Origin of the sequence: Acinetobacter sp. YH01010 (assembly GCF_013420775.1) — a bacterium.
In the GTDB taxonomy this organism is placed as follows: Bacteria; Pseudomonadota; Gammaproteobacteria; order Pseudomonadales; family Moraxellaceae; genus Acinetobacter; species Acinetobacter amyesii.
In genome coordinates this window covers 65,091-90,982 of the sequence record NZ_VOYF01000007.1, presented here as the reverse complement: position 1 = coordinate 90,982, position 25,892 = coordinate 65,091, and the positions used below count along the sequence as shown (strand labels likewise).

Here is a 25,892-nt window from a genome sequence, read left to right as displayed (position 1 = left end):
TCAGAAATACGCTAAGTTTTGATGCTTATTTGAATAAATGCGCTTATTTAAGACTTTAAATAAAGTGTATAGCTGATTAAAAACAGGCTGTAAATCTAAAATGCATTAAAATGGTGCAAATGAAATTATATGGATGAATTTATAGCATTATTTTGGTGCGTGATATAAAGAGTGACCTTTTCACCTGTTTTTATGTTTTGAAAAGACATACAATACGCGGATTATAGTGGAGCGCAGATTCATGAAATCCCCCAAAGTCGGTTTTGTTTCTTTAGGTTGTCCTAAGGCATTGGTAGATTCCGAACGAATTTTAACTCAGTTAAAGACTGAAGGTTATGATGTAGCATCAGATTATGATGGTGCCGATTTAGTAGTTGTAAATACCTGTGGTTTTATTGAATCTGCAGTACAAGAGTCGCTAGATGCCATTGGTGAAGCGATGAGTTCAAACGGTCGCGTAATTGTGACTGGTTGTTTAGGTAAAGACGAAGACAAAATTCGCCAAATGCACCCAAATGTCTTAAAAGTGACAGGTGCTGCGGCATATCAAGAAGTGATGGAAGCTGTGCACGAATACGTGCCTGAGCCACCGAAACACAATCCGTTTATTGATCTAGTACCTGAACAAGGTATTCGATTAACACCAAAACATTATGCTTATTTGAAGATTTCAGAAGGTTGTAACCATCGTTGCACATTCTGCATTATTCCGAGCATGCGTGGTGATTTGGTTTCTCGTCCAGTAGGTTCAGTATTGACTGAAGCTCAAGCGCTGAAAAAAGCAGGCGTAAAAGAAGTCCTTGTGATTTCTCAAGATACATCGGCTTATGGCGTAGACACCAAATACAAATTGGACTTCTGGAACGGTCAGCCCGTTAAAACCAAATTCTATGACATGTGTGAAGCATTGGGTCAATTGGGTATCTGGGTGCGTCTGCACTATGTATATCCATATCCACATGTAGACGCTGTGATTGACTTAATGGCACAAGGCAAAATTTTGCCGTATTTGGATATTCCATTCCAACACGCAAGTCCTAAGATTCTAAAACTCATGAAGCGTCCTGCGCACAGTGAAAATACACTGGAGCGTTTAAAAGTTTGGCGTGAGAAATGTCCTGATCTTGTGATTCGTTCTACATTTGTTGTGGGCTTCCCGGGTGAAACTGAAGAAGACTTCCAAATGTTGCTTGATTGGTTAAAAGAAGCGCAGCTTGATCGTGTGGGTTGTTTTACTTACTCACCAGTTGAAGGTGCGACTGCAAATGATTTGCCAGATCATGTGCCTGAAGAAATCAAACAAGAGCGTTATGAACGTTTCATGCAAGTTCAGCAAGAAATCTCTGCTGCGAAATTGCAAAGTCGTATCGGTCAAAAAATGACAGTACTTGTGGATGATCTTGAGGAAGAGTTCCCAGTTGCTGTTGCGCGTTCTTATGCAGATGCACCTGAAATTGACGGTAATGTTTTTGTTGAAGATATCGATAAGTCAGTGATTAAAGCAGGTGATTTACTTGAAGTAGAAATCACAGATGCAGATGAATATGACTTATTTGCAAAACTAATCTCGGTTAAGTCTGCTTAAACGATTCATTAAAAATAATTGAAATTAAATAATTCGGAGTTGATGATGCTTGATTCTAAAAAACCACGTTTTGGTCGCATCCTGCTTAAGCTTTCAGGTGAAGCTTTAGCGGGCAATAAAGAGATGGGTATCGATGCACAAGTGCTCGATCAAATGTCACTCGCAATTGCGCACCTTGTTGGTTTAGGTGTTCAAGTGGGGATCGTTGTCGGCGGTGGTAACCTTTACCGTGGTAGCCAATTACAAAAAGATGGTTTGGTTGGCCGTGTAACAGGTGATCAAATGGGTATGTTGGCCACTGTAATGAACGGTTTGGCACTTCGTGATGCTTTGGTGCGTCGTAATATCAAAACTCGTCTAATGTCAGCTTTACCTATTGGTGCTGTAGTTGAATCATATTCTAGCCGTGATGCTATTCGTCATTTAACTCGTGGCGAAGTTTGTGTATTTGTTGCAGGTACGGGTAACCCATTCTTTACAACAGATACAGCAGCTTGCTTACGCGGTATCGAGATTGAAGCCAATCTTATCCTTAAAGCGACGAAGGTTGATGGCGTATACAACAAAGATCCAAGCAAGTATGAAGATGCAGTGAAATACGATGCATTAACATTTGACCAAGTTTTAGATGAAAAACTGGGTGTGATGGATTTGACAGCGATTTGCTTGTGCCGTGACCACAACGTTCCACTTCAAGTATTTGATATGAACAAATCAGGTTCATTACTTTCAGTGGTAATGGGTGAAAAAGAGGGTACTCACGTTACGAACTAATGTACGTGGGCCCTAAAGCTCTTTATACTACAAGCTATTTTAGAATTTACATCTTTTCGAATTAAGTAAGGAAGATCACATGATTAACGATCTTAAAAAAGACGCAGAAGACCGTATGAACAAATCTCTAGATTCTCTAGAGCATGGTTTTGCCAAAGTTCGTACAGGCCGCGCGCACCCATCAATTTTAAACGGTGTTATGGTTCCTTACTATGGCTCTGATGTGCCATTAAACCAAGTAGCGAACGTGGGTGTAGAAGACTCTCGTACTCTACTTGTTCAGCCTTTTGAACGTTCAATGGTTGCTGCAATTGATAAAGCAATTCGTGAATCTGACTTGGGCTTAAACCCGATTACTGCTGATGCCATCCGTGTTCCTATGGCTGCATTAACAGAAGAAACACGTAAAGACATGCAGAAAGTTGCACGTAACGAAGCTGAAAATGCAAAAGTTGCGATCCGTAACATCCGTCGTGATGTTTTGGGTGATATCAAAGCATTGTTAAAAGAAAAAGAAATTTCTGAAGATGATGAGCGTCGCGCGGGTGATGACATTCAAAAAATCACAGACAAATTCGTTGCTGAAGTTGAAAAACGTCTGGCTGCAAAAGAAGCTGAATTGATGAAGGTCTAAGTTTTAATGACCTCATCTGAAGAAACTTCCCGTCTTCCAAAACATGTTGCCATCATTATGGATGGCAACAATCGTTTTGCCAAAAAGAATCAAATGCAAAAAGGTGAAGGGCATCGTTCTGGAAAGGACATCCTAGATCCCATCGTTGAACATTGTCGTAAAAGAAATATCCAAGCACTGACCGTTTTTGCTTTTTCGAGTGAAAATTGGAATCGTCCTCAGTTTGAGGTTGATTTGTTAATGGCTCTTCTCGAAGAAACCATTCATGAGCAGTTGCCACGCATGGAAAAATTTAACATTTCCCTACGTTTTATTGGTGATCGTTCTCGTTTATCTCCTAACTTACGTGACTTAATGTTGCAAGCCGAACAAAGGACTGCTAATTTCGACAGCATGACTTTAACTATTGCAATTAGTTACGGTGGTATGTGGGATATGGCACAGGCTGCAAAACAAATCGCAGCAGATGTTTTAACTAACAAAATAGATCTTGAAGCAGTGGATGCTGAAGTCTTTGGTCAATATGTCAGTTTAAGTGATCTACCTCCGGTAGATTTGTTAATTCGTACAGGTGGTGATTTCCGTCTTTCGAACTTCTTGCTTTGGCAAGCTGCTTATGCAGAACTTTATTTTACCCAGACATTATGGCCTGAATTTACCATTGAAGAATTTGACGACGCACTAGCAGTATTTGGTGGTCGTGAACGTCGTTTTGGTAAGACCTCAGAGCAGATTCAACAAGAGCAGTTTGAGAATAAATAAATGTTAGAGCGGATAATAACCGCATTGGTACTGGTTTCAGTTGTACTGAGTTGCATGTTTGCAACCGAGTCTAAATACCCAATGCTTGTGCTGATGATTATTGCATCAGCTGTCGCGGGTTATGAGTGGTTCAAACTCATGCCGCGGAATACACAAAATGTGATTAAACCTTTCGCTTGGGGCTATGGTCTAGTCACTGCTATTCTTTCAGCACTAGCATTGCATTTTACAGATGTTGCATTACTGCTTTGGGCGGCTTCGATCTTTACTTGGATCTTAAGTGTCTATTGGGTGAAGTCTTATCCTGATTACGATAACTGGTATAACCCGAGTCTGAGTGGTATTGGTTTAGTCTTAGTTCCTGCTGCGGTAACTGCTATTTTTTCTGTGTGGATGAACTCACCGTGGTGGCTCATGTATCTGTTCCTTTTGGTATGGGGTGCAGACAGTGGTGCATATTTCGTGGGACGTAAATTCGGTAAGAAAAAACTTGCACCAGATGTGAGCCCGAATAAATCGATCGAAGGTTTATACGGCGGTCTATTCACTGCAATGCTAATTGTCATTGTTGTTGAAATTATTTATCTAGATTTAAGCATCGCTGAACATATCTTATTTTTAATACTTTCAGTAATAACGGTATTTAGTTCAGTACTTGGTGATTTATTTGAATCGATGATCAAGCGTCGTGCAGGGATCAAAGATTCTGGTCGTATTCTTCCGGGACATGGTGGTGTGCTGGACCGTATCGACTCGTTGCTTGCTGCAGCACCTATCTTTGCAGCAGGTATGTATGTTTTAAAATTAATTGGCGTAGATTTATAGATGTCACAATCTGTTTGTATATTGGGTGTAACAGGATCCATTGGTCAAAGTACTTTAAAGATTCTGCAACAGCACCCCGAAGAGTATTCAGTTTTTGCAGTCACTGCACATAGCCGAATTGTAGAACTTGTCGAAATATGCAAACAATATCGACCGAAAATCGCAGTTGTTCCATTCAATAAAGTGGATGAACTGCGCCAATTACTCGTAGCTGAAAAATTAACTGATATTGAAATCTTGCATGATGAAGCCGGATTAATCGCAGTAGCAGAACATCCACAAGTTAATGTGGTCATGGCCGCTATTGTGGGTGCAGCAGGGTTGCTACCGACATTGGCTGCTGCGAAAGCGGGTAAACGTGTCTTACTTGCAAATAAAGAAGCGCTGGTGATGTCGGGTGACATCATGATTCAGACCGCACGTGAAAATAATGCTTTGTTACTGCCGGTCGATTCTGAACATAATGCAATCTTCCAGTGCTTGCCTGAAACTTATCTACAAGGTGAGCGTCATGGTCAGCCAAAATTGGGTGTCAAACAGATTTTACTCACCGCATCTGGTGGTCCATTTTTACATCATAGTTTAGAACAATTACAAAGTGTAACGCCTGCTCAAGCCTGTAAGCATCCAAACTGGTCGATGGGGCAAAAAATTTCTGTTGATTCTGCAACGCTGATGAATAAAGGCTTGGAATTGATCGAAGCCTGTCATCTTTTTGCAGTTGAAGAACAATTTGTAACAGTTGTTGTCCATCCACAGAGTATCATTCATTCAATGGTTCAATATGTAGATGGTTCGACTTTGGCGCAAATGGGTAATCCTGATATGTGTACGCCTATTGCTCATGCATTAGCATGGCCGAAGCGTATTCAAACACATGTGCCTCCATTAGATTTATTTATTCATTCTCAGTTAAATTTTGAACAGCCTGATATACAGCGATTCCCAGCGCTAAAATTAGCACGTCAAGCCATGAAGGCTGGAGGCTTAGCTCCTACGATTTTAAATGCAGCCAATGAAATCGCCGTGGCAGCATTTTTGCATGAGAAAATTGGCTTTACTCAAATCCCTCAAATTGTGGAACATGTGTTGGGGCAAGTTGAAAACTCAGCTGCAAATAATATTGATGTTATTTTGCATGCAGATAAATCGGCACGTATGGTTGCTGAAAAAGCAGTATTGAATTCAGGAAGTTAAGACATGAATGCCTTGTTTATGATTATTGCAGCAATATTGCTACTTGGACCGCTAATAGCGATTCATGAATTTGGGCATTATTTTGTTGCACGTAAACTGGGCGTAAAGGTTTTGGTGTATTCGATTGGTTTTGGCCCAACACTGCTCAAGTGGACGTCGAAGAAATCAGGTATTCAATATCAACTGTCTGCATTGCCACTGGGTGGTTATGTCAAAATGTTGGATGAACGTGAAGGTGATGTCGCAGCAGAAGACTTACCGAAAGCATTTAACAGACAACACCCTTGGAAACGTATTGCAATTGTTGCTGCAGGGCCACTCATCAACTTGGCTTTTGCTGTGGTGTTGTTTTGGATTTTATTTTTACCTGCACAGGAACAGCTGAATACGCGCGTAGGTAAAATTTTACCGAATACGCCTGCAGCAGCTGCGCAAATGCAGTCTGGTGATAAAATTACTGCCGTAGATGGCACTCAAGTATCCACTTGGGAGCGCTTGAATTATGCCTTGGTTGATCGTGTGGGTGAAACTGGCAATATTCAAATTCAAGCTGAACGTGCAGGGCAAATTCAAAACTTTAGTTTACCGATTCAGAGTTTCTTACGTGATCAAACTCAGTCACCACTCGATGTTCTAGGTTTTACACCGTATCGTCCTGAAATTCCTGCAGTAGTTTCAAAACTCAGTGAAGATGGCGCAGCAATACGCCAAGGGATGCAAGTGGGTGATCGAATTGTTTCGATTGATGGCGTAAAAATGAAAGACTGGTTTGATGTTGTACAAGTTGTACAAGCTTCTCCAGAAAAGTTACTTAAAATTGATGTTTTACGACAAAATAAAATTGTGCATTTAAGCGTGATGCCGCAAGGTAAGCGTGACCAAATGGGTAAAGTCACAGGGCTGTTAGGTGTACAAAGCGATCCGGGTAAAGTCAATATTCCCGCCGAATACAAACAAACCATTCAATACACGCCTGTAGAGGCGATGGGAAAAGCGGTAGAAAAAACAGGTCAAATCTCTAGTATGATCCTGAATTCTATTGTAAAAATGGTGCGTGGTTTGGTGGGTTTGGATAATTTATCTGGTCCGATTACCATTGCGAAAGTGGCTGGACAAAGTGCCGAAATGGGGTGGCAAACCTTCATTTCATTTATGGCACTGATGAGTGTGAGTTTAGGTATTTTAAATTTACTACCGATTCCTATGCTCGATGGCGGTCATTTAATTTACTATTTTATTGAATTAATTCGTGGTAAACCTGTTTCTGAACAAATACAATTGGTTGGATTAAAAATTGGTATGGTATTGCTGGGTAGCATGATGCTACTGGCTCTATTCAATGACATTATGCGTTTATAAGAACGTTATACGAAATAAATTAACAGCGGAAAAGACTGGCATGCAGCACAAACATTTATTTATGCCATTGGCACTGGTTAGTGCTATGGCCGTAGCACAACAAGTATATGCAGCAGATGATTTTGTAGTACAAGATATTCGTGTTGATGGCTTAGTGCGTTTAACTCCTGACAATGTAGCCGGAATGATCCCATTCTCCGCTGGTGATCGTGTCAATGATCAAATCATTTCAAACTCAATTCGTAGCATGTTTGCATCGGGTTTGTTTGATGATGTGAAGTCTTCACAAGTCGGTAATACCCTTGTATATACAGTGGTTGAACGTCCAGTTATTTCTAAAGTTGAGCTAAAAGGCAATAAACTTATTCCTAAAGAAGCCTTGGAAGAAGGCTTAAAGAAAATGGGTCTGTCCGAAGGTGAGGTTTTAAAGAAATCATCTTTGCAAACGGTTGAAACTGAATTAGAACAACAGTACATGCAGCAAGGTCGCTATGATGCTGATGTCAAAGTTATTACAACCGCTCAACCGAATAACCGTGTCAATGTCTTAATCGAGTTTGAAGAAGGTCAATCTGCCAAAGTATTTGATATCAATATCATTGGTAATACGGTCTTTAAAGAAAGCGAAATTAAACAAATTTTTGCATTAAAAGAAAGTGGTTGGAACTCGATCATTTCTCGTAATGACCGCTACGCACGTGAAAAGATGGCTGCGAGTTTAGAAGCTTTACGTGCGATGTATCTCAACAAAGGTTACATCAACTTCAACATTACCAATTCAAGTCTGAATTTGAGTGAAGATAAAAAACATGTCTTTATCGAAGTTTCGGTGGATGAAGGCGAACAATTTAAGTTTGGTGAAACCCATTTCTTAGGTGATACGCTTTATACGCAAACTGATTTAAACGCTTTAAAACTTTATAAAGATGGCGATTTATATTCACAAGAAAAAGTGAATGGTGTGAAACAGCTTTTACTTCGTAAATACGGTAACGCAGGTTACTACTTTGCAGAAGTGAACATTGTTCCTGAAATCAATAAAGACACCAAATTGGTTGATTTAAATTACTATGTGAATCCGGGGCAGCAAGTCACAGTTCGCCGTATTAATTTCACAGGTAACTCGAAAACAGCTGATGAAGTTCTTCGTCGTGAAATGCGTCAAATGGAAGGTGCATTAGCAAGTAACGAAAAAATTGATTTGTCTAAAGTGCGTTTAGAACGTACTGGTTTCTTTAAAACCGTTGATGTTAAGCCTGCACGTATTCCGGGCACGCCAGATCAAATTGATTTAAATGTGAATGTTGAAGAGCAGCATTCGGGTACAAGTACTTTAGCTGTTGGTTTCTCACAAAGTGGCGGTGTGACTTTCCAAGCAGGTTTGAGTCAAACCAACTTCTTGGGTACAGGTAATGCGGTTTCTATCGATTTGTCTCGTTCAGAGACTCAAGATTACTATAACCTCAGTGTAACTGACCCGTACTTTACTATTGATGGTGTACGTCGTGGTTATAACATGTACTACCGTAAAACCAAGTTAGATGATGACTATAACGTTAACAACTACGTTACTGATAGTTTTGGTGGTGGTATTAACTTCGGTTATCCGATCGATGAAAACCAAAGTATCAGTATGGGTTTAAATGTAGATCAAACCAAGGTAACAACAGGTGAGTATGTATCTACATATGTGCGTGATTATTTGAAGGCAAATGGTGGTAAAACCATTGATTCTAATTCATTTAATACATGTTCAATTGTAAATCCTGATCCTAGCAATCTTGAATGGACATGTCCTGAAGCGAACATAGTTAATAATGATTACGAAAGTGCGTTTGAAGGAAAGTTTTTAACCTATAACTTAAACCTAGGTTGGTCGTATAACACGCTTAACCGTCCTGTATTCCCAACATCAGGTATGTCGCATCGCGTAAATACTGAAATTGCTTTACCAGGTAGTGATGTTGAGTATCAAAAAGTCACTTACGATGCACAAGCTTATTTCCCACTAGGTAAAGACTTTGTGCTCCGTGGCTATGGTAAGTTGGGTTATGGTAATGATTTACCGTTCTATAAAAACTTCTATGCAGGTGGTTTTGGTTCGGTACGTGGTTATGACAACAGCACCTTAGGTCCAAAATATGACGGTGTCTATTATGATGCTCGTGGTGAAAAAGATTATGACCCAGAAGAAGTCGGTGGTAATGCTTTAATTCAATTTGGTACTGAATTAGCTTTACCTGTGCCATTTAAAGGCGATTGGGCGCGTCAAGTTCGTCCAGTATTATTTGCTGAAGGCGCACAAGTATTTGATACCCAATGTGACGTTCCTAAATCTAGTGAAGACCGTCAATACTGTAAAGATAACTACGGCTTTGATATGAACAATATGCGTTATAGCGTTGGTGCAGGCTTTACTTGGATCACGATGATTGGTCCAATTTCACTGAGTTATGCATTCCCGCTTAATGACAAAGCTGGCGATGAAACAAAAGAAATTCAATTCGAGATTGGTCGTACCTTCTAAGTACGACCCTTCTGGGAATAACAAAATTACAGGTTGATAAGATGAATAAATTATTTGCTAGTTTGGCGGTATTGGGTATGTCGTGTTCTGCTGTGGTAAATGCAGCAGGTTACGGTGTGGTTGATTTAGAAAAGGTGGTGGATCAAAGTACTTATCTAAAACAACAAAATGCTCAAATTCAACAGCAGTTGAAACCACAAACCACTAAAATTGAATCACTGGCTAAAGAGCTGGAAGCAATGCAGCAAAAAGCTCAGCAGGGTGGTGATAAGTTGACTGCTGCGCAAAAGCAGCAAATGGGTCAACAGTATCAAACTAAACTTAAAGAGCTGACTGATTTACAGCAAAAAGTTCAAGCTTCGGTTCAAGGGAATATTCAGTCTTTAAATCGCACGATGGATACACGAATCAAGCAAGTTGCAGAACAATTGCGCACAGAAAATAAGTTAGATGTTGTTTTGAATAAAAATTCAGCACTTGCGTATGACCCTAAGTTTGATTTAACTGATAAAATGATTCAAAAGGTTAATGCAATTAAATAATCAATGAATTCTCAAAAATTCAGTTTAGAAAAGCTTGCTCAACTTGTTCAAGGTCAATGTATTGGCCAGCTAGATTTGCTATTCAGTGGAATGGCAAGTTTAGAGAGTGCTCAACCGCATCAGCTTGCATTTTTAAACGCAGATAAATATCTGAATGAAGCTCAACAGTCTCAGGCTGGTGCGCTGATTGTGACTGCAGAGATGCAGTCACAAATCCCTTCACAGCAAAACTTCATTGTCGTACCCAATCCGTATCTGGCTTTCGCTATTCTGACGCATGTTTTTGAAAAAAAATCTGTAGAAACAGGAATTGAAAGTACTGCCCAAATTCATCCTTCAGCAATCATTTCTGATACTGCTTATATTGGGCATTATGTGGTGATTGGTGCGAATAGCGTGGTGGGTGAAGGAACTCGAATTGAATCACAAGTGAAGATTGATCATGGTGTTGAAATTGGTAAAGATTGTTTTATCGATTCGCATGTGACGATTACTGGTGAAGCTAAGTTAGGTGATCGTGTACGTATCCATGCAAATACGGTGATCGGTGGTGAAGGGTTTGGTTTTGCGCCTTATCAAGGGAAATGGCATCGTATTGCTCAATTAGGTTCTGTACGCATCGGGAATGATGTGCGTATTGGCTCAAATTGTAGTATCGACCGTGGTGCTTTAGATGACACAATTTTGGAAGATGGTGTCATTATTGATAACCTTGTGCAAATCGCACATAACGTCAAAGTTGGTGCAAATACAGCAATGGCTGCGAAATGTGGCATTGCTGGTAGTACAACTATTGGCAAAAATTGTGTGCTAGCAGGGGCTGTTGGTATCGTAGGTCACATTAATATTGCAGATAATGTGACAATTACCGGTATGTCAATGGTCACAAAAAGTATTTCCGTTGCTGGAAGTTATTCTTCAGGCACGCCAATGCTTGAAAGTGGTTCTTGGAAAAAGGCAGCAATCCGCTTTAAACAATTAGCAGATGTGCCATTGACCCAATTGGTCAAACGACTTGATCATATGCAGTCTCAAATTGAGTCCCTTGAATCAACATTTAAATTGCGTAAATAATTATGATGACAGAGTCGAATACCCCAGCTTTCACAAAACCTGAATTACCAATGACTATTCAGACTATTCGTGAATATTTGCCACATCGTTATCCGTTTTTATTGGTTGATCGTGTTGTTGAAGTGACTGACAACGGGATTGTAGGCTATAAAAATGTAACGATTAACGAAGAATTTTTACAAGGCCATTTCCCTGAATACCCAATTATGCCGGGCGTGCTGATTGTTGAGGCATTGGCGCAAGTATCGGGTATCTTAGGTTTCATTATGAATAATGAGAAACCTTCAGCTGGTTCGTTGTTCTTATTTGCTGGTGCAGAAAAGGTCCGATTTAAAAAACAAGTCGTTGCAGGCGATCAACTTGTATTAAAATCAGAATTAGTGATGCAAAAGCGTGGCATTTACAAATATAATTGTGTTGCCACTGTAGATGGCGTAGTCGCAGCAACCGCGGAAATTATGGTTTCGCATCAGAAAACAGAGACAGCATGAGCAATAACGAATTAATTCATCCTACCGCCATTATTGACTCATCAGCAGTAATTGCTCCGGATGTGCAAATTGGACCATATTGTATTATTGGTCCTCAAGTCACAATTGGAGCGGGTACTAAACTGCATTCACATGTTGTGGTGGGTGGTTATACCCGTATTGGTCAACATAACGAAATTTTTCAATTTGCCAGTGTTGGTGAAGTCTGCCAAGACTTGAAATATGCTGGTGAAGAAACTTGGTTAGAAATCGGGGATCATAACTCGATTCGTGAACACTGTAGTTTACACCGTGGTACTGTTCAAGATCAGGGTCTAACTAAAGTTGGTAGTCATAATTTATTGATGGTGAATACACATATTGCACATGACTGTGTGGTAGGTGATCATAATATCTTTGCTAATAACGTCGGCGTTGCAGGTCATGTCCACATTGGTGATTATGTCATCGTAGGTGGTAACTCTGGTATTCATCAATTCTGTAAAATCGATTCTTACAGTATGATTGGTGGTGCATCTCTTATTTTGAAAGATGTACCTGCTTATGTCATGGTATCTGGTAATCCAGCCCATGCTTTTGCCATGAACATTGAAGGAATGCGTCGTAAAGGTTGGTCTAAAAATGTGATTCAAGGTTTACGTGAATCCTTTAAATTGATCTATAAAGATGGATTAACGACGAATGAAGCGATTGAACGTATTCGTACTGAAATTTTGCCTGAAGTGGCAGAAGCGCAATTGTTGATCGACTCACTTGAGCAGTCTAAGCGCGGTATCGTACGCTAAATGCTGCGAATAAAAAAAGACACCTTATAAGGTGTCTTTTTTTTTTGCGTTAAAAAAAGTCCTATTTTTTAACAAAGCCTGCTTCTTCAGATTTTGGGTACTTTTGGGTAAGCTTGGTTTTGAGCTGCGTTGCTAAACTGCTGTTTCGATCTACGTCTTTTGCAATGCTATACAGTTGATATAACGCTCTAGGTGCACGAGTCGACTCAGGGTATTGATCTACTACAATACCATAGTTCTTTTTCGCTTCTGCGTAGTTAGTCGGTTCAACAGCAAGGTTGAATTCAGCTAGCCAAAAATATGCATTGCTAATATAAACACTGTTAGGATTATTTTTAATAAAATTTTTCATCGGTGCGATGGCTTTTTTCGCACCACCTTGTTTATATGCATCTAAAGCAACGGTATAAGCTGCTTTCTCAAGCTCAAGTGAGTCACCACCTGCATTTACAGGTTGTTTTGCAGATGAGCTTAATGTTGCTTGGGTCGTAGGTTGTTTAGCTGGTGTAGGGGCTATATTAGCTGCTACTGGGTGCAGTACCTTGTTGGTTATCCTCCGCAGCCTCTGTGTCTTCACTCGGATCTACTTTTTGTTGGAGTAGCTCTAAACGTTGATCTAAATCTGCATAGCGGTTTGTAAGTTCACTTTTTAATTGTTCGATAATATTGTCTTGCTCTTCCATTTTACCGCGTAAGCTACGCAATTCATTTTCGAGCTGTTGGTTCTTCTGCATGAGCTGCCAATTCAAATTGGTTGGCGTAGGGGTAGAGCCAGCACCTGTTTGAATGGCTGTATTATTTGCTGTATACACAGTGCCATTATCTGCGCCACTCAAACCGCGAGATTCAATTGGAATATTGGCAAATAGCGTACCTGAGCAAGTCAATGTAAGGGCACACAATACATGCTGTTTAAACATCATAAAAATTCCATGTAGTTGCAAGCATGTCCGTATTGAATAGTTTTATTACAGACTGCTTTAGATAAAACGATAAGCACATTAAAAACGCCAAAGTTCTGAATTGCAATAAGCTTTTACAATCTTGTTGTGTATTAAAGTAAAAATATAGTGATGATGTTTCACGTTTTCTACATCATCGACCATCATATTGATTTATAAATAATCAAACAGTGTTTTCTACTCAGGAATTCTTGGTTTTAGGCTTGCATGTTTATCAAAAATCTCTATACTCTGTTCTTGCAATGGTAGCCCTGCCGGTTACTTCGCAATTGTACTCTACAAACCCCGCCAGGACCGGAAGGTAGCAACGGTAGTAGAAATATGATGTGCCGAAGTCTTGCTGGTAGGGTTGCCACCAGTTTCAATCATAATAAATTAAACTTCCTCTCATTTTTTTAATCCTAGATTCTTCTTTATTTTATTTTTATTAATTCTTCATTTAGATCTATATCTTTGTTATTCGGCATCAAATTCTTTACGTGCAATCACTTTAAAAATCGTATCGAGATCGAATCCCCGATATTGTAAAAAACGTATTTGTTTGGCTTTTTGTTTTGGATCACGTTCAACAGCTTTGCCAAATTTTTTGATCTTGAGCTGGTAGGCTTCAGCGACCCAATCTGTTTCTTTTAATTCATCCTGAATTAATTCACTGTCTACTTTTTTATTTTTTAACGCGAGCTTTATACGGTTGGGACCTTTACCTTTACGTTTTTGACTCGACAGCAGCATCTCTGCTACACGCTGATCGCTTTGATAGTTCTCACGCGCAAGTTCTTCCACTAAGTCTATGACTTCTTCGCGGCTATCCGCATACAGTGCTAATTTTTCGATTAAATCCGCTTTTGAGTATTCTTTACGTGTGAGTACTGCAAAGGCGTAGGAGCGTAGACGAGAGCCGCGCAGTCCTGGTTTTTTTTCAGCATGAACATCTTTACCATTGGCATCAAAATGCAACGCAGAGTGATCGGTCACCGAAGTATTGTCATGTGAAATGTCAGTTTGTGCAGCATGAATTGCGCAGGTAGTTTCTTCAGCTTCTGCAAACTGTTGTTTCAGTGCTTCATAGTCGAGCAAGAGTGGAAAATGGTCTTTAGTCATGGGGATATTTTAATACAAAATTTGAGTGCAAAACAAAACGCCCCGTAGGGCGTTTCGTCTGCTATTAAAGCATGCTGTAATTAAGCATCTAAAAAGTCTGGTTCTTCTTCGTCTTTGTCTTCTGCAGGTGCTGTACCTGTAGTCAGAAGTTGTTCACGAATCAGTTTTTCAATGGTTTGTGCAAGTTCAGGGTGTTCTTCTAAGTGGCGAATGGTATTGTTTTTACCTTGACCAATCTTGTCACCTTGGTATGAATACCAAGCACCTGCTTTTTGAACAATTTCTTGTTGTACAGCGAGGTCAACAAGTTCACCTAAATGGTTCACGCCTTTACCATAAAGAATTTGGAAAATCGCTTCACGGAATGGAGGAGCCATTTTGTTTTTCACAACTTTCACTTTGGTTTCTGAACCAATGATCTCGTCGCCTTCTTTCACTTGACCAATACGGCGGATATCTAAACGTACAGATGCATAGAATTTAAGTGCATTACCGCCCGTTGTGGTTTCTGGGCTACCAAACATTACACCAATCTTCATACGGATTTGGTTAATGAAGATCACCATACAGTTAGAACGTTTTGCATTACCGGTAATTTTACGGAGTGCTTGGCTCATCAGACGAGCTTGTAAGCCCATATGTGAGTCACCCATTTCGCCTTCAATTTCGGCGCGAGGGGTAAGTGCAGCTACGGAGTCGACAACGATCAGGTCAATGGCACCTGAACGTACCAGCATGTCTGCAATTTCAAGCGCTTGTTCACCATTGTCTGGCTGTGAAACAAGTAAGTTATCAATATCTACGCCAAGTTTACGTGCGTATTGAGGGTCTAATGCATGTTCAGCATCGATGAATGCACAAGTACCGCCTGTTTTTTGACATTGGGCAATGGCTTGTAATGTCATGGTTGTTTTACCAGAAGATTCAGGACCGTAGATTTCTACGATACGGCCTTTAGGCAAACCACCAATACCTAGTGCGATATCTAGTGTTAAAGAACCTGTAGAGACAGCTTCAACCGCCTGTACAGTATTATCACCAAGACGCATAACGGTGTTTTTACCAAACTGCTTTTCAATCTGGCTTAAGGCCGCATTTAACGCCTTGCTTTTATTATCATCCATCTTACAACCTCAATACGATGTCACGAAACAATATACTCAAGTGGATGTATTCAGTTTAAATCTGTTCCACGAGGGTATAGTGACAGAAATCATCCTTTTGTTCTATGAAAATCACAACAGGTGCGACATGTTGTGACGCTTTAACTTAATCATCATTATAAGACCATTGCTGGTCAAACTGTTGATCATTTTCTCTTTTAAATTTACCAATATCTCGACGATCTTTTTTACTTGGTCGATGATCTGGCCGAGCTAGATTATGCAACTTTCTTTGTGATGCGAGCAATTCCCGTTTTGCAATACTGACTTCAGTTTCATCATAAAGTAGCTGAGCGGTTGGGGCAGGCCCACGAACATCCGACAGTGCTTTCACCACCACGGTTTTTTTCTCAAGGCCTTGTGCAATGGTTAATTCCATGCCTACACGAACTTCACGAGAGACTTTAACGCGTTCACCATTATGATGAACTTTACCGCCTTCAATCGCATTTTTGGCAATAGAGCGGGTTTTAAAAAAACGTGCAGCCCACAACCATTTGTCTATACGCATACCAACCGCATCTTCGGCTAGATTTGATTTACGCATATTTTTTCTGTTCCTCGGCTTGCTCAATCATTTGAGCTTCTAAAATAGGGATTAAATCTGTTAATGCGGACAGCATTGGGTAATTGCAAGTCTCGCGAGGCGCTTTGGCAGATGAAGGCTGCTGAATCGAATAGAGCTGTTCGATCCCAAAAAGTTTTGCGCCATTAAGTACTTTTTCTGTGTCATCAATGAAATAACAGTTTTTTGCATCGAAGGAATGTTTGCTTGCTAATATTTGCCAAAACTCAATAAACTCTTTGGCATGACCGAGCGTTTCTGAACTGACGATAACATCGAAAAAATCACGAAGACCGGTTTCTTCAAGTTTGAATTGTAAGCCAGCATAGTCGGCATTGGTCGCAAGCCAAATAGGATAGCCATTTTCTTTTAGATAGGTAAGCAGCTCAATGCAACCTTCACGTTTAGCCACTTTGGCTTTTTGTTCTATTTGCATTTCCAGAACATCAACGCCAACTTGTGACGTCCAAAAGCGAGAGGAGTACCATTTTAGGGTATGATTATGCTGTTGATAAAAACTAAATAGCGTTTGCTTGCTTTGTTCGAGTGAGCACTGATGCTGTTCAGCATAGCGAATTGGCAGCAGCTCATTCCAAATGAAATCATCATAGGCAAGATCGAGTAAAGTACCGTCCATATCGAAAATGATCGTCGGCTTTTCTGAGTAATTTGGCATATAAAGGTATTCTATGTTTAAAACAACAACAGCACCGCAAGACCCACTGATTTTGCAGTTGGTTCCCATTGTGACACAAGCTTGCGAAATTTTGCGAGAAGAATATCAGCGTTATTGCTCAGGTGCGGATTTTGATGTGGAACGTAAAAGTGATGATTCACCTGTAACGCAAGCTGACTATCGTGCAAATAGCTATATTACTCAAGCATTATCCAAAGTTTCTAACTTGCCTGTATTGTCAGAAGAAGGTGACAAGTCTGAACGTATGCAATGGCAAAAATTTTGGCTGCTTGATCCTTTGGATGGTACCAAAGAGTTTTTACATAAAAGACCTGAATTTACCATTAATCTGAGTTTGGTAGATGGGGCCAATACCACTTTTGCCATATTGGCGATCCCGGGGGAATATAGCGTATATATTTGCCCCTTTGCGGGACTGCCGCTGAAATATGATAGCCAGTCCACTGCATGGTATGAATATGTTCAAACCTCTGCAGAGAGTGTCGTACACGTTGGCTTGAGTCAAAGTGCCAAAAATAAGCCGATTTATACAGACTATCTAGACGCTTTAGAAAAACTCACTCCTTTTCAGGCCTACCATGCTGGTAGTGCATATAAGTTTTGTATGATGTTAGAAGATCGAGTGGATATTTATCCGCGTTTTCATCCGACTTGTGAATGGGATACGAGCGCTGGACAATGTTTAATCGAGCGTATTGGTGGTGGTTTGGTTGATTTTAAAGGTCGCGCATTTCTATATAACCAACGCACGACTTTATTAAATGGTGGATTTATTGCATTTAAAAATGCCGAAATGAAAGAATTGGCCTTAAATGCTTTGGCAAACATGCCTGACAAAACTTGAGCTAAATCGGGTTCATGCTATAGTGTCAGCACACTCCGTTAAATCTCCTGCATTTAAGAACTGTCAATTATGGCCCTAGATTTGCTCCCTCCTAGTATGCTGAAAGCAATAGACTTATTGCCGGATGAAAAGACGCCTGTAACATTGTTTACACGTCATTCCATTCGTGAAGTTGTACAAGGACAAGGCTTGGCCGGTTATGACTTGCAACTGACCCATCAAGGACGTGATTTAGCCGAAGCGTGGGGCAGCTATTTGGTTGAAAATACCGATCGTGTTATTCAGCACTGTATTTCGAGTCCAATTCAGCGCTGTGTGGATACGGCGGCATTGATGATTCAAGGTGCAGATAATGTCACGATTGAACCGAATACCCACCATATCGAGATCATTGAACAAGGATTATTGGTCGAGCCGGGAAGTTTTGTGCTCGATATTAAAAAAGCAGGACCATACTTTCAAAAGCAAGGTGCTTTAGGCTTTATCAATAGTTTTGTGAATAATGCTTTGCCGGGTATGAAACAGCCCATTCATGGGGTGGTAGATGTTTTGGAGTTGATTTACAACACTCATCCAACCAATGATTATGGTCTGAGTCTAGCGGTGAGTCATGATACGATTTTGGCTGCAATTCTTGCCATTATTTCAGGTAAAAATATCGTGACACGCGAAGACTGGCCGAAAATGATGGAAGGTTTATTTGTTTGGTTTGAAGGAGATGTATTCCTTGAGTCAAAACTGAAATGGATTTGGCGTGGAGAACTAAATGAATTAAATATTCGTGAATTTCAGCAGGCTGAGCAGCAACTCTAAGTATTTTTGCGCATACAAAATATTTAAAAAAGGCATCCATGTACGGGATGCCTTTTTATCTGCTTCAATATTTCATTAAATAAAAGATTAAATATTGGCTTTAATTCGTGCAGGATACTGATTTAAATCAATACTTGAACCGTCGTCACTATAAGGCCAGCGGCTAGTATTGACAGGGAGATGTTGTTGGTGGATTCGACTGTATTTGTCTGCGGCAATCAATGTGGCAATGTCATGATCTTTAATGCTATACGCTTGCACGAGTTCAACTGGATATTGTGTGCGTTCAAAAAATGCAGCTTCCGTTTCCCCTTGATGCAGCGCAAAGATGCGTTCTACAGCCGGTAAATACACGCCATATGCTAACCATGAGTCTACGCCTTGAGAGGCTTGAATCTCAGCGGTTGATTTCATATTTGAAATGACTTTACCTAAAATGTCTTTTTCACCTTTCGATGTAAAATATTCAATATATTGATTTTCTGCTTCTGCAAATTTTTCTAATGATGGCAAAAATTGGTTAATCGACATTTTTATCCCTCTTTTCATTTGTACAGCAATGGCTGCTTAGGATGAAAATTAAAATACCATAAAAAATATATGGGATTAAACCATTTCTAAAAGTTTTTATTTACAAAGTTTCTAAAAATATCCTGACAATTTTTGTCGGGAATATACGATTGTATTTAAAGGACTACACCTTAATTTTAGTTGATAAGTGAAGTACCTGTCACAGCAATCGTGATTCAGCCAATACTAAATATTTAGATTTAATTTGAATTGTTAATAAGTGACAAAACGCGGCAATTGAATGATTAATAAAAAGAAAATAGCATTATATTTGTTGTAACTTATTGATTTATATATTTTATGTAAGTCTCTTTATTGGGTTTTTTTGTGGCTAATTGGGGAATAGTAGTGAAAAGTGTGATAGATTTTTCATATAACAAATTATCAATTTGTATTGTGTCATTCATGTTAGTTGCTTGTGGTGGTGGAGGCGGTGGTGATAGTTCAAGTGGTTCTGCATCAACTGCAAATTATCCAGAACCGACCCAAGACATAGTCGATGATACCAGTATTGGCTTTTATGACTACGATGCAAATGATGCTGTTCGTGAAATACGAAATGATTTAGTCGGCAACTTTTCAGCGCAAGTTCAATTTGGTCAAAGTCATGTCGTCGATCCGAATGCGAACGAAGCCAAGAAAATGCCACAGTTAACCAGTGAAAAAGAAGCGCTGCTTATCGTGACGCCAACACTTGATATGCAAAACATCAAGCAACTCAAAGTAGAAATCTATCAAAACAACCGCTTAATTCGTACCGCGACATTGGATGATCCAACGCAAATGCCTGCTTCAGACCAGAGTGGGCAAAGAGGTCGTCCAGATGTTTGGTACAGTAAACGCGCGTGGACCACGAAACTCAATTGGGATGAAGTTAAACCCGGTCTAAGATTAAAATTTATCGATGCAAATAAAGTCAGCGGTGAATTGGCTGAAGATAAAATCGATTTTGCTGCACCAGGTGAATTGGTTTTAAATAATATCCGTGTTGGTATGTTGGCAGATAAGCCAAATTCTACCGGTCACTATATGCTGCTTGAGCCTGAAAAAGCGGGTACCGATTATTTCCAAACCATTCCTGCAGCAGAAATGACCGTTGCACAATATGATGATATGCAGTTAACACGTGCAATGGTTTCCTCAGGTGTTATTTATGACAGTAAAAGTGCCGGAGATGGTGGTGTTTATGCAGGAGACATGCGTGAGGATGTCGGTAAATCAACCTTTAGTGTTGGTATAAACCTTGCTAACTGGGGTATTACCAGTGCATCTATGGCCAATCAAAGTCAGCCACAATTAACCCAAACAGTAGTTGTCCATCATACGAAGGGGAACTATGCCAATGGTGTGCATACTCATGGACTGAGTGGTGGTAATGGCATGCTCACGCTTTATGATTCTGTAGGGAATGAATTTAGCCATGAAATTGGCCATCACTATGGTTTAGGACATTACCCTGGTCAGGTAGGTGACAATCTATTTTGGGCTGCACATCATGCGGACAGTGGATGGGGTTATATTGCCAATCGCAATATAATGCGCGGAAATCTATCATGGACGGCGACATGGAAGTGGGATGGTAGCAATGGGATCCCAAATTTTAAAAATTTGTTCCCGTACGGAAAAGATGCCATGTCCGGCGGGTATCCTGATAGTAATGTATCACGCTACACACACTATACGGGTTACAGCACATTCCTGAAAATTCAACCGCACTTTGACCGTTATGTCTGGGATGAAACATCACCTACCGGCTACAAAAAGTGGAATAAAACCACTCGTGAAATGGAAGTCGCTCAACCGAAGATGCCAAATTCTACGGCTCCGGTTTGGTATAACGCAGATCAAAATTATCCACGACCACGGGTCTTTGGTCAGCCCGTAATTACCATTTTAGGGGGCTATGATCCAGTCAATCAAGTTGGTTTGTTGTATCCTGCGGCACGTTCAAACTGGGGTAATGTGTATGACTTAAATGCTGCCAATACCGCTTTGGATCAAGCGGCATGTTGGTTGAATGTGCAATACACGAATAAAGTCAACAATATTGCTTTAGCAGCTGTACGACTAGGTAGTAATGCCAATAAACTGCATGTCAATTTAGCTTTGGCAGATCAACCACAGAAGGTCAATTTATATTGTAAAAAAGCAGGTGAAGAAGCCAAATTATTAGCAAATATTGATATTCCAGTTTACAGCACAGCGATCAAGCCGGCCGTCAAAATTGGACGTCAGCATGGTTATAGTGCTTTGCGTGCTATCGAACTTCCTCAATTAGAAAGTGCTTTGGAAGCGCAAGCTGCAAATGCTGTTGTTGCTCTTAATCCAACTGAAAAAATGCTGTATGAGTCATATAAAAATGACAAGTCATTGATGAATAGTGTGGCGCGTCAGCAATTAACCCGTTATGAGTCGCAACAAAACACAGCATACCGACTAAATCGTTGGATGAATGTGTATGCACAAGACCTAACCAATCAAGTACCTGAGGCGCAAAGCGCGCTCGAAGCATTTATGAAAAAGCTTTCAGTCACTCAAGAAGGTATGTTTGAGCAGGCGACATTGATCAAAAATGGTAACAACTGTTTGAAATCTGAAACCTTAACTGATGGAACATTAAATTTATACATCAGTGGCCCAAGCGGTTGTACGGCGGATGATACTGAACAGTGGGTATATGATGCCATTGGTCGTATACACAGTAAGTCAAATCCAGATCAATGTATTACAGGCAACGGTGGTTCAGCTAAAGTGACGCTAGAACGTTGCGTGTTAAACCAAACCAACCAAATTTGGACCATGGACCCTGCGACTACAACGATTCGTCAAAGTGGTCAATGTATGGATTTAAATACGGGACGTTTGCAAAATAACCGTGCGGATTTAATTCGATATAGCTGTACCAATGGTGGCAATCAACGTTGGACAAATTTGACAGCAAGCCAAAACTTATTATGGACATATTTATCAGCGACGAATATGAAACTGATTAATAAATAATCTGTAAATAGAAAATAAGGTCCTTATTGGACCTTATTTTTTTGCCTTTAAAAATCGATAGGTACAAAAAAAGCCCTAAAAAGGGCTTTTTTTATCGCAACAAATTAGTTAGCTAAAGCTTTAACTTGTGCATTTAAACGGCTCTTATGACGAGCAGCTTTGTTTTTATGGATGATGCCTTTATCAGCCATACGGTCAATTACAGGAACAGCTTTTTTGTAAGCTTCTGTAGCGACAGCATAATCACCAGCAGCAATAGCAGCTACTGTGCGTTTAAGATAAGTACGAACCATAGAACGTAAGCTTGCGTTGTGTTGACGTGCTTTAACGTTTTGACGAGCACGTTTTTTTGCTTGAGCAGAGTTTGCCACTCGTGCACTCCTTGAAATAGATTGGTCTGGGCGGGCTGAAATTACATCTGAAAACCAACATCAGAAGAACTATCACCAGCCCGTAAACAAGTGCCATATTGTGATTAAACTAAGCGCTTAAGTCAAGTCTTGACATGCTTTGACAACATTTTAGATGCAGAAAAATTTTAAAGAAAACGTTAGATTAGTCTAAAGTGATTGAGATTGTATGAAAAATGACTAAAAGTATAGAGAATGCAATTGTCATTGGGGCAACAGGATTGGTCGGGCGGGAACTGGTTCGTCAGCTCAGTCAAAATGCAAGATGTAAGAATATTACTGCTGTGGTACGTCAGCGTGACCATGAACTGAATGGACTGGCAAAAGTTCAACAAATGGTGATCAGTGACTTTCTTTCTCTGACTCAGGATGATGTGAGAGATTATAGTCATGCCTTTAGTTGTTTAGGTTCGACCATTAAAAAAGCAGGGTCTAAAGATCATTTTTATCATATCGATTTTAGCATCAATACGCATTTTGCTGAATTATTAGAATATACAGATACACAATTGATCATTGTCAGTGCTATGGGCGCTGACGCCAATTCCGCATTTTTTTATAATCGAGTCAAAGGGGAATTGGAATATTATTTAAAAACCTTAAAGTTAAATCAACTTTCGATATTAAAGCCTTCGCTGTTACTTGGCGAGCGTCATGAATCTCGGCGTTTAGAAGATGCGACACAGAAACTTTATATGCGCTTTTCGCATTTTGTACCAGACCGTTTCAAATTTAAGCCAGTGACAGCACAGCAAGTGGCTCATACTATGGTCGATGCAGCACAAACTCAGACTGAAAAGTTCGAGATTTATGATAATTTACGCATACTAACAATTAAATGAGGGAAATACCGTGTCTACAGTTCCATTCGTCACCTGTGATTTACTTGATGATCATCCAGATAAAGAATTACAAGTGGTGATCCCGTCGTTGGATGGTAAATTCTTTCAAAGTTATGGTGCACGAAAAAGTTTTGGCGGTCAGGTGATGACGGTCAAATGTTTTGAAGATAACTCTCGTGTTAAAGAATTATTGGCAACCGATGGTACGGGTAAAGTATTGGTTGTGGATGGTGGTGCGTCGATGCGCTGTGCCTTGATGGGTGATATGATTGCTGAATCTGCAGTCAAGAATCATTGGAATGGCGTCATTATTTACGGCTGCGTGCGTGATGTTGATGCGATTGCCGAACTTGATTTAGGTGTGCATGCTTTGGCTGCGATTCCACAAAAAAGTAACCGCAAAGGCGTGGGTGAAACAGATATTCCATTAAGTTTTGGTGGTGTAAACATTCAGTCTGGTGATTTTATTTATGCTGACAATAACGGCATTGTTGTTTCAAAAGAGCAATTGGTTGTTCTTTAAGTGGGTTTGAGTTTTTAGTCATGGAATCAGTTGGCATTGCTTACTTATATACGACGATATAAATCTGGAAAAAATACAAACTTCAGCTGAGGACTCTCGGCTGTTGTATAAAAATACGAAATAAAAGAAGAAAGGAAGAATATATGTTGTTGCATCAATTAAAAGTGGCGCAAGCGTTGCTCTCAGGCGTAGCAGAGGGCGGACGTGGTACAAATGGAACGCCTTATCCGAAACAACCTGAAAAAGCCCTTAAACTGTACGAATTTGAAGGTTCTCCGTATTGTCGTCGTGTACGTGAAGTTCTGACCACGCTCAATTTGGATTATGAGGTCTACCCATGTCCAAAAGGGGCTAAAAAGTACCGTTTGGATGTGCAAAAATTAGGTGGAAAACAACAATTTCCTTTCTTGGTAGATGACAATACTGGGGATCGTTTGTACGAATCACAGCAAATTATTCATCATCTATTTAAACATTATGGCAAAACAGGCCAAACCCCTAAGAAATATGCCAGTTATCCTAAAATTCCGTATGTTGCCTATGTTGGTACCTTAATTAATGGGGCTCAAGGGGTGTGGGTGCAGCGAAAAGTCATTCATCGTGATGCACCAACTCAACTGTTAGAACTGTGGGGCTTTGAAGCGAGTCCATATACACGCATCGTACGTAGTGCATTGTCTGAAATGGAGTTGGCATATACCTTTCATAATGTGGCTAAGGAGCGTTGGCAAGATCAGGGATTAGCGGTAATGCGCTTAAGACCTGGTAAATATGTACCCCTGAAAGGTGGCAAGCGTGAACAAGTGTTAAAAATCATGGGGAACAATATTCAAGTGCCATATTTGAAAGATCCTAATACTGGTGTAGAACTTTTTGAATCTGAAAAAATTGTAAAATATCTGAAGAAGCAATATTTGAGCTAATCTCACTCAAGTTTAAGCTTAGTGCTGTGTATAGTCAGACAAATGACTATACACATGTTGTAATGATAAATGGGTCTAAAATTAGAAGAAAAATGCATCATAGCTGCATCAATTGAATTAGAATAAATTGTTAAAAAATAAGAAATTTACTTAATTATAGGGATATCCTAAAAGGATTAAACTCATTAATGTAAAAGACATTTCATTTTTTCGGGGGAAGTAAATCATGTCACCACAAGAAGTCATACTACCCGTACCGGTGCTCGTCGTTGAAGATGAGGAAATTATTCAATTACGTTTACGTCAAATTTTGACAGAGCTGGGTTATAAGCGTGAAGAGCTTATCTTCACCAAAAATGTTAAAGAATCTATTCAAGCCGTAGAGACCCAACCGATATCCTTAGCCTTAGTTGACTTAGGTTTGCCTGATGGTAGTGGTATCGAAATTATTGAAAAAATACGTTCCCTCGAAAGTAATACCATGATCTTGGTTGTCTCTGCATGGAGTACACAAGAAAGCTTATTTGCCGCAATTAAAGCAGGTGCAACGGGCTATGTATTAAAAGAACGTGATGATGCTGAAGTACTTTTATCTATTCGGAGTATTTTACGTGGTGGGGCGCCGATTGACCCATTTATTGCACGAGAAATCCTTAAACAAATATCCGAAGCCGAAGCGCCAAGTCCAGAACAAACAGTCGCCGATGAAGCAGACTTGAACCTCTTGACCAGTCGTGAAAAAGAAATTTTATGTTTGGTTGCTCAAGGTTTGAGTAACCGTGAGATTGCTGAACAGCTTTTTGTTTCACGCTATACGGTAGAAAGCCATATTAAACATATTTATCGCAAATTAGCCGTAACGAAACGTACCAAAGCCGTGAGTACAGCAAGATCTATGGGTATTCTATAATGCGTAAAGGAGGA

The 25,892-nt window shown here is 40.0% G+C and carries 25 protein-coding genes, 1 other RNA gene and 1 pseudogene; 20 read left to right on the top strand and 7 right to left on the bottom strand.

Annotated elements, in window-relative coordinates:
* The first annotated feature begins 241 nt into the window (after positions 1 to 241).
* The 12 genes from rimO (at position 242) to lpxA (ending at position 12,555) form a co-directional block, all read left to right on the top strand.
* Complete coding sequence (gene rimO / locus FTT77_RS08215; protein WP_111883759.1) at positions 242 to 1,585, top strand: 30S ribosomal protein S12 methylthiotransferase RimO; 1,344 nt, start codon at positions 242 to 244, stop codon at positions 1,583 to 1,585.
* Between the two features lie 45 nt (positions 1,586 to 1,630).
* Entirely contained in the window at positions 1,631 to 2,359 is a 729-nt protein-coding gene (gene pyrH / locus FTT77_RS08210) for a UMP kinase (protein ID WP_078193535.1), read from the top strand.
* Positions 2,360 to 2,438: 79 nt separating this feature from the next.
* Positions 2,439 to 2,993, top strand: a complete 555-nt coding sequence (gene frr / locus FTT77_RS08205; RefSeq protein ID WP_078188724.1) for a ribosome recycling factor — start codon at positions 2,439 to 2,441, stop codon at positions 2,991 to 2,993.
* A gap of 6 nt (positions 2,994 to 2,999) precedes the next feature.
* Entirely contained in the window at positions 3,000 to 3,755 is a 756-nt protein-coding gene (uppS, locus tag FTT77_RS08200) for a polyprenyl diphosphate synthase (RefSeq protein ID WP_078188723.1), read from the top strand.
* Positions 3,756 to 4,580 carry a CDP-archaeol synthase gene (locus FTT77_RS08195; protein ID WP_078193533.1) on the top strand — a complete coding sequence of 275 codons (825 nt, stop codon included), beginning with the start codon at positions 3,756 to 3,758 and terminating at the stop codon, positions 4,578 to 4,580.
* On the top strand, positions 4,581 to 5,777 hold the full coding sequence (ispC, locus tag FTT77_RS08190; RefSeq protein WP_180027017.1) for a 1-deoxy-D-xylulose-5-phosphate reductoisomerase: 1,197 nt from the start codon (positions 4,581 to 4,583) through the stop codon (positions 5,775 to 5,777). It abuts the gene before it with no gap.
* A gap of 3 nt (positions 5,778 to 5,780) precedes the next feature.
* The gene (gene rseP / locus FTT77_RS08185; protein WP_078193531.1) at positions 5,781 to 7,136 is read left to right on the top strand and encodes an RIP metalloprotease RseP; all 1,356 of its coding nucleotides are present in this window, start codon (positions 5,781 to 5,783) and stop codon (positions 7,134 to 7,136) included.
* Positions 7,117 to 9,663 (top strand): outer membrane protein assembly factor BamA, encoded by a 2,547-nt coding sequence (gene bamA, locus FTT77_RS08180; RefSeq protein ID WP_373685138.1) that lies wholly within the window; start codon positions 7,117 to 7,119, stop codon positions 9,661 to 9,663. The genes rseP and bamA overlap by 20 nt, the downstream gene beginning before the upstream one ends.
* 41 nt (positions 9,664 to 9,704) lie before the next feature.
* The gene (locus tag FTT77_RS08175) at positions 9,705 to 10,205 is read left to right on the top strand and encodes an OmpH family outer membrane protein (RefSeq protein WP_180007771.1); all 501 of its coding nucleotides are present in this window, start codon (positions 9,705 to 9,707) and stop codon (positions 10,203 to 10,205) included.
* Positions 10,206 to 10,208: 3 nt separating this feature from the next.
* Positions 10,209 to 11,279 (top strand): UDP-3-O-(3-hydroxymyristoyl)glucosamine N-acyltransferase, encoded by a 1,071-nt coding sequence (gene lpxD, locus FTT77_RS08170; RefSeq protein ID WP_180007772.1) that lies wholly within the window; start codon positions 10,209 to 10,211, stop codon positions 11,277 to 11,279.
* 5 nt (positions 11,280 to 11,284) lie between these two features.
* Complete coding sequence (fabZ, locus tag FTT77_RS08165; RefSeq protein WP_171263789.1) at positions 11,285 to 11,770, top strand: 3-hydroxyacyl-ACP dehydratase FabZ; 486 nt, start codon at positions 11,285 to 11,287, stop codon at positions 11,768 to 11,770.
* Positions 11,767 to 12,555, top strand: a complete 789-nt coding sequence (gene lpxA / locus FTT77_RS08160; RefSeq protein WP_168377606.1) for an acyl-ACP--UDP-N-acetylglucosamine O-acyltransferase — start codon at positions 11,767 to 11,769, stop codon at positions 12,553 to 12,555. Before fabZ ends, lpxA begins: the two co-directional genes overlap by 4 nt.
* A gap of 61 nt (positions 12,556 to 12,616) precedes the next feature.
* On the opposite strand, the pseudogene FTT77_RS08155 reads toward lpxA, so the two are convergent.
* A pseudogene (locus FTT77_RS08155) lies at positions 12,617 to 13,478 on the bottom strand (YbgF trimerization domain-containing protein).
* A 291-nt stretch (positions 13,479 to 13,769) separates the two neighbouring features.
* Between FTT77_RS08155 and ffs the strand changes: the two are divergent.
* An RNA gene (gene ffs, locus FTT77_RS08150) (signal recognition particle sRNA small type) lies at positions 13,770 to 13,866 on the top strand.
* Positions 13,867 to 13,973: 107 nt separating this feature from the next.
* Here ffs and FTT77_RS08145 read toward each other — a convergent pair.
* The 4 genes from FTT77_RS08145 to FTT77_RS08130 all read right to left on the bottom strand — a co-directional run bounded on the left by FTT77_RS08145 (position 13,974) and on the right by FTT77_RS08130 (position 17,022).
* Positions 13,974 to 14,618 carry a regulatory protein RecX gene (locus FTT77_RS08145; RefSeq protein WP_180109130.1) on the bottom strand — a complete coding sequence of 215 codons (645 nt, stop codon included), beginning with the start codon at positions 14,616 to 14,618 and terminating at the stop codon, positions 13,974 to 13,976.
* A gap of 80 nt (positions 14,619 to 14,698) precedes the next feature.
* Positions 14,699 to 15,742 (bottom strand): recombinase RecA, encoded by a 1,044-nt coding sequence (recA, locus tag FTT77_RS08140; protein ID WP_180109129.1) that lies wholly within the window; start codon positions 15,740 to 15,742, stop codon positions 14,699 to 14,701.
* A 145-nt stretch (positions 15,743 to 15,887) separates the two neighbouring features.
* The gene (locus FTT77_RS08135; RefSeq protein WP_168377604.1) at positions 15,888 to 16,328 is read right to left on the bottom strand and encodes an RNA-binding S4 domain-containing protein; all 441 of its coding nucleotides are present in this window, start codon (positions 16,326 to 16,328) and stop codon (positions 15,888 to 15,890) included.
* Complete coding sequence (locus FTT77_RS08130) at positions 16,321 to 17,022, bottom strand: HAD-IA family hydrolase (RefSeq protein ID WP_180004628.1); 702 nt, start codon at positions 17,020 to 17,022, stop codon at positions 16,321 to 16,323. The genes FTT77_RS08135 and FTT77_RS08130 overlap by 8 nt, the downstream gene beginning before the upstream one ends.
* Positions 17,023 to 17,035: 13 nt before the next feature.
* Between FTT77_RS08130 and FTT77_RS08125 the strand changes: the two genes are divergently transcribed.
* Positions 17,036 to 17,887, top strand: coding sequence for a 3'(2'),5'-bisphosphate nucleotidase CysQ (locus tag FTT77_RS08125; protein WP_180021720.1), 852 nt, complete (start codon positions 17,036 to 17,038; stop codon positions 17,885 to 17,887).
* 69 nt (positions 17,888 to 17,956) lie between these two features.
* The gene (locus FTT77_RS08120) at positions 17,957 to 18,700 is read left to right on the top strand and encodes a histidine phosphatase family protein (protein WP_078188709.1); all 744 of its coding nucleotides are present in this window, start codon (positions 17,957 to 17,959) and stop codon (positions 18,698 to 18,700) included.
* A gap of 87 nt (positions 18,701 to 18,787) precedes the next feature.
* Here the strand turns inward: FTT77_RS08120 and FTT77_RS08115 are convergent, their stop codons facing one another.
* Complete coding sequence (locus FTT77_RS08115) at positions 18,788 to 19,231, bottom strand: hypothetical protein (protein WP_180004630.1); 444 nt, start codon at positions 19,229 to 19,231, stop codon at positions 18,788 to 18,790.
* Between the two features lie 444 nt (positions 19,232 to 19,675).
* On the opposite strand from FTT77_RS08115, the gene FTT77_RS08110 reads away from it, so the two are divergent.
* Positions 19,676 to 22,270 (top strand): M66 family metalloprotease, encoded by a 2,595-nt coding sequence (locus tag FTT77_RS08110; RefSeq protein WP_180109128.1) that lies wholly within the window; start codon positions 19,676 to 19,678, stop codon positions 22,268 to 22,270.
* A gap of 104 nt (positions 22,271 to 22,374) precedes the next feature.
* Here the strand turns inward: FTT77_RS08110 and rpsT are convergent, their stop codons facing one another.
* Positions 22,375 to 22,641, bottom strand: a complete 267-nt coding sequence (gene rpsT, locus FTT77_RS08105) for a 30S ribosomal protein S20 (protein WP_078188707.1) — start codon at positions 22,639 to 22,641, stop codon at positions 22,375 to 22,377.
* 215 nt (positions 22,642 to 22,856) lie between these two features.
* On the opposite strand from rpsT, the gene FTT77_RS08100 reads away from it, so the two are divergent.
* The 4 genes from FTT77_RS08100 to FTT77_RS08085 all read left to right on the top strand — a co-directional run bounded on the left by FTT77_RS08100 (position 22,857) and on the right by FTT77_RS08085 (position 25,878).
* Positions 22,857 to 23,522, top strand: coding sequence for an NAD(P)H-binding protein (locus FTT77_RS08100; RefSeq protein WP_180027021.1), 666 nt, complete (start codon positions 22,857 to 22,859; stop codon positions 23,520 to 23,522).
* A gap of 10 nt (positions 23,523 to 23,532) precedes the next feature.
* Positions 23,533 to 24,045 carry a ribonuclease E activity regulator RraA gene (gene rraA / locus FTT77_RS08095; RefSeq protein ID WP_180066641.1) on the top strand — a complete coding sequence of 171 codons (513 nt, stop codon included), beginning with the start codon at positions 23,533 to 23,535 and terminating at the stop codon, positions 24,043 to 24,045.
* A 143-nt stretch (positions 24,046 to 24,188) separates the two neighbouring features.
* Positions 24,189 to 24,968, top strand: a complete 780-nt coding sequence (locus FTT77_RS08090; RefSeq protein ID WP_180109127.1) for a glutathione S-transferase N-terminal domain-containing protein — start codon at positions 24,189 to 24,191, stop codon at positions 24,966 to 24,968.
* A gap of 226 nt (positions 24,969 to 25,194) precedes the next feature.
* Entirely contained in the window at positions 25,195 to 25,878 is a 684-nt protein-coding gene (locus FTT77_RS08085) for a response regulator transcription factor (RefSeq protein ID WP_078188703.1), read from the top strand.
* Positions 25,879 to 25,892 lie beyond the last annotated feature (14 nt).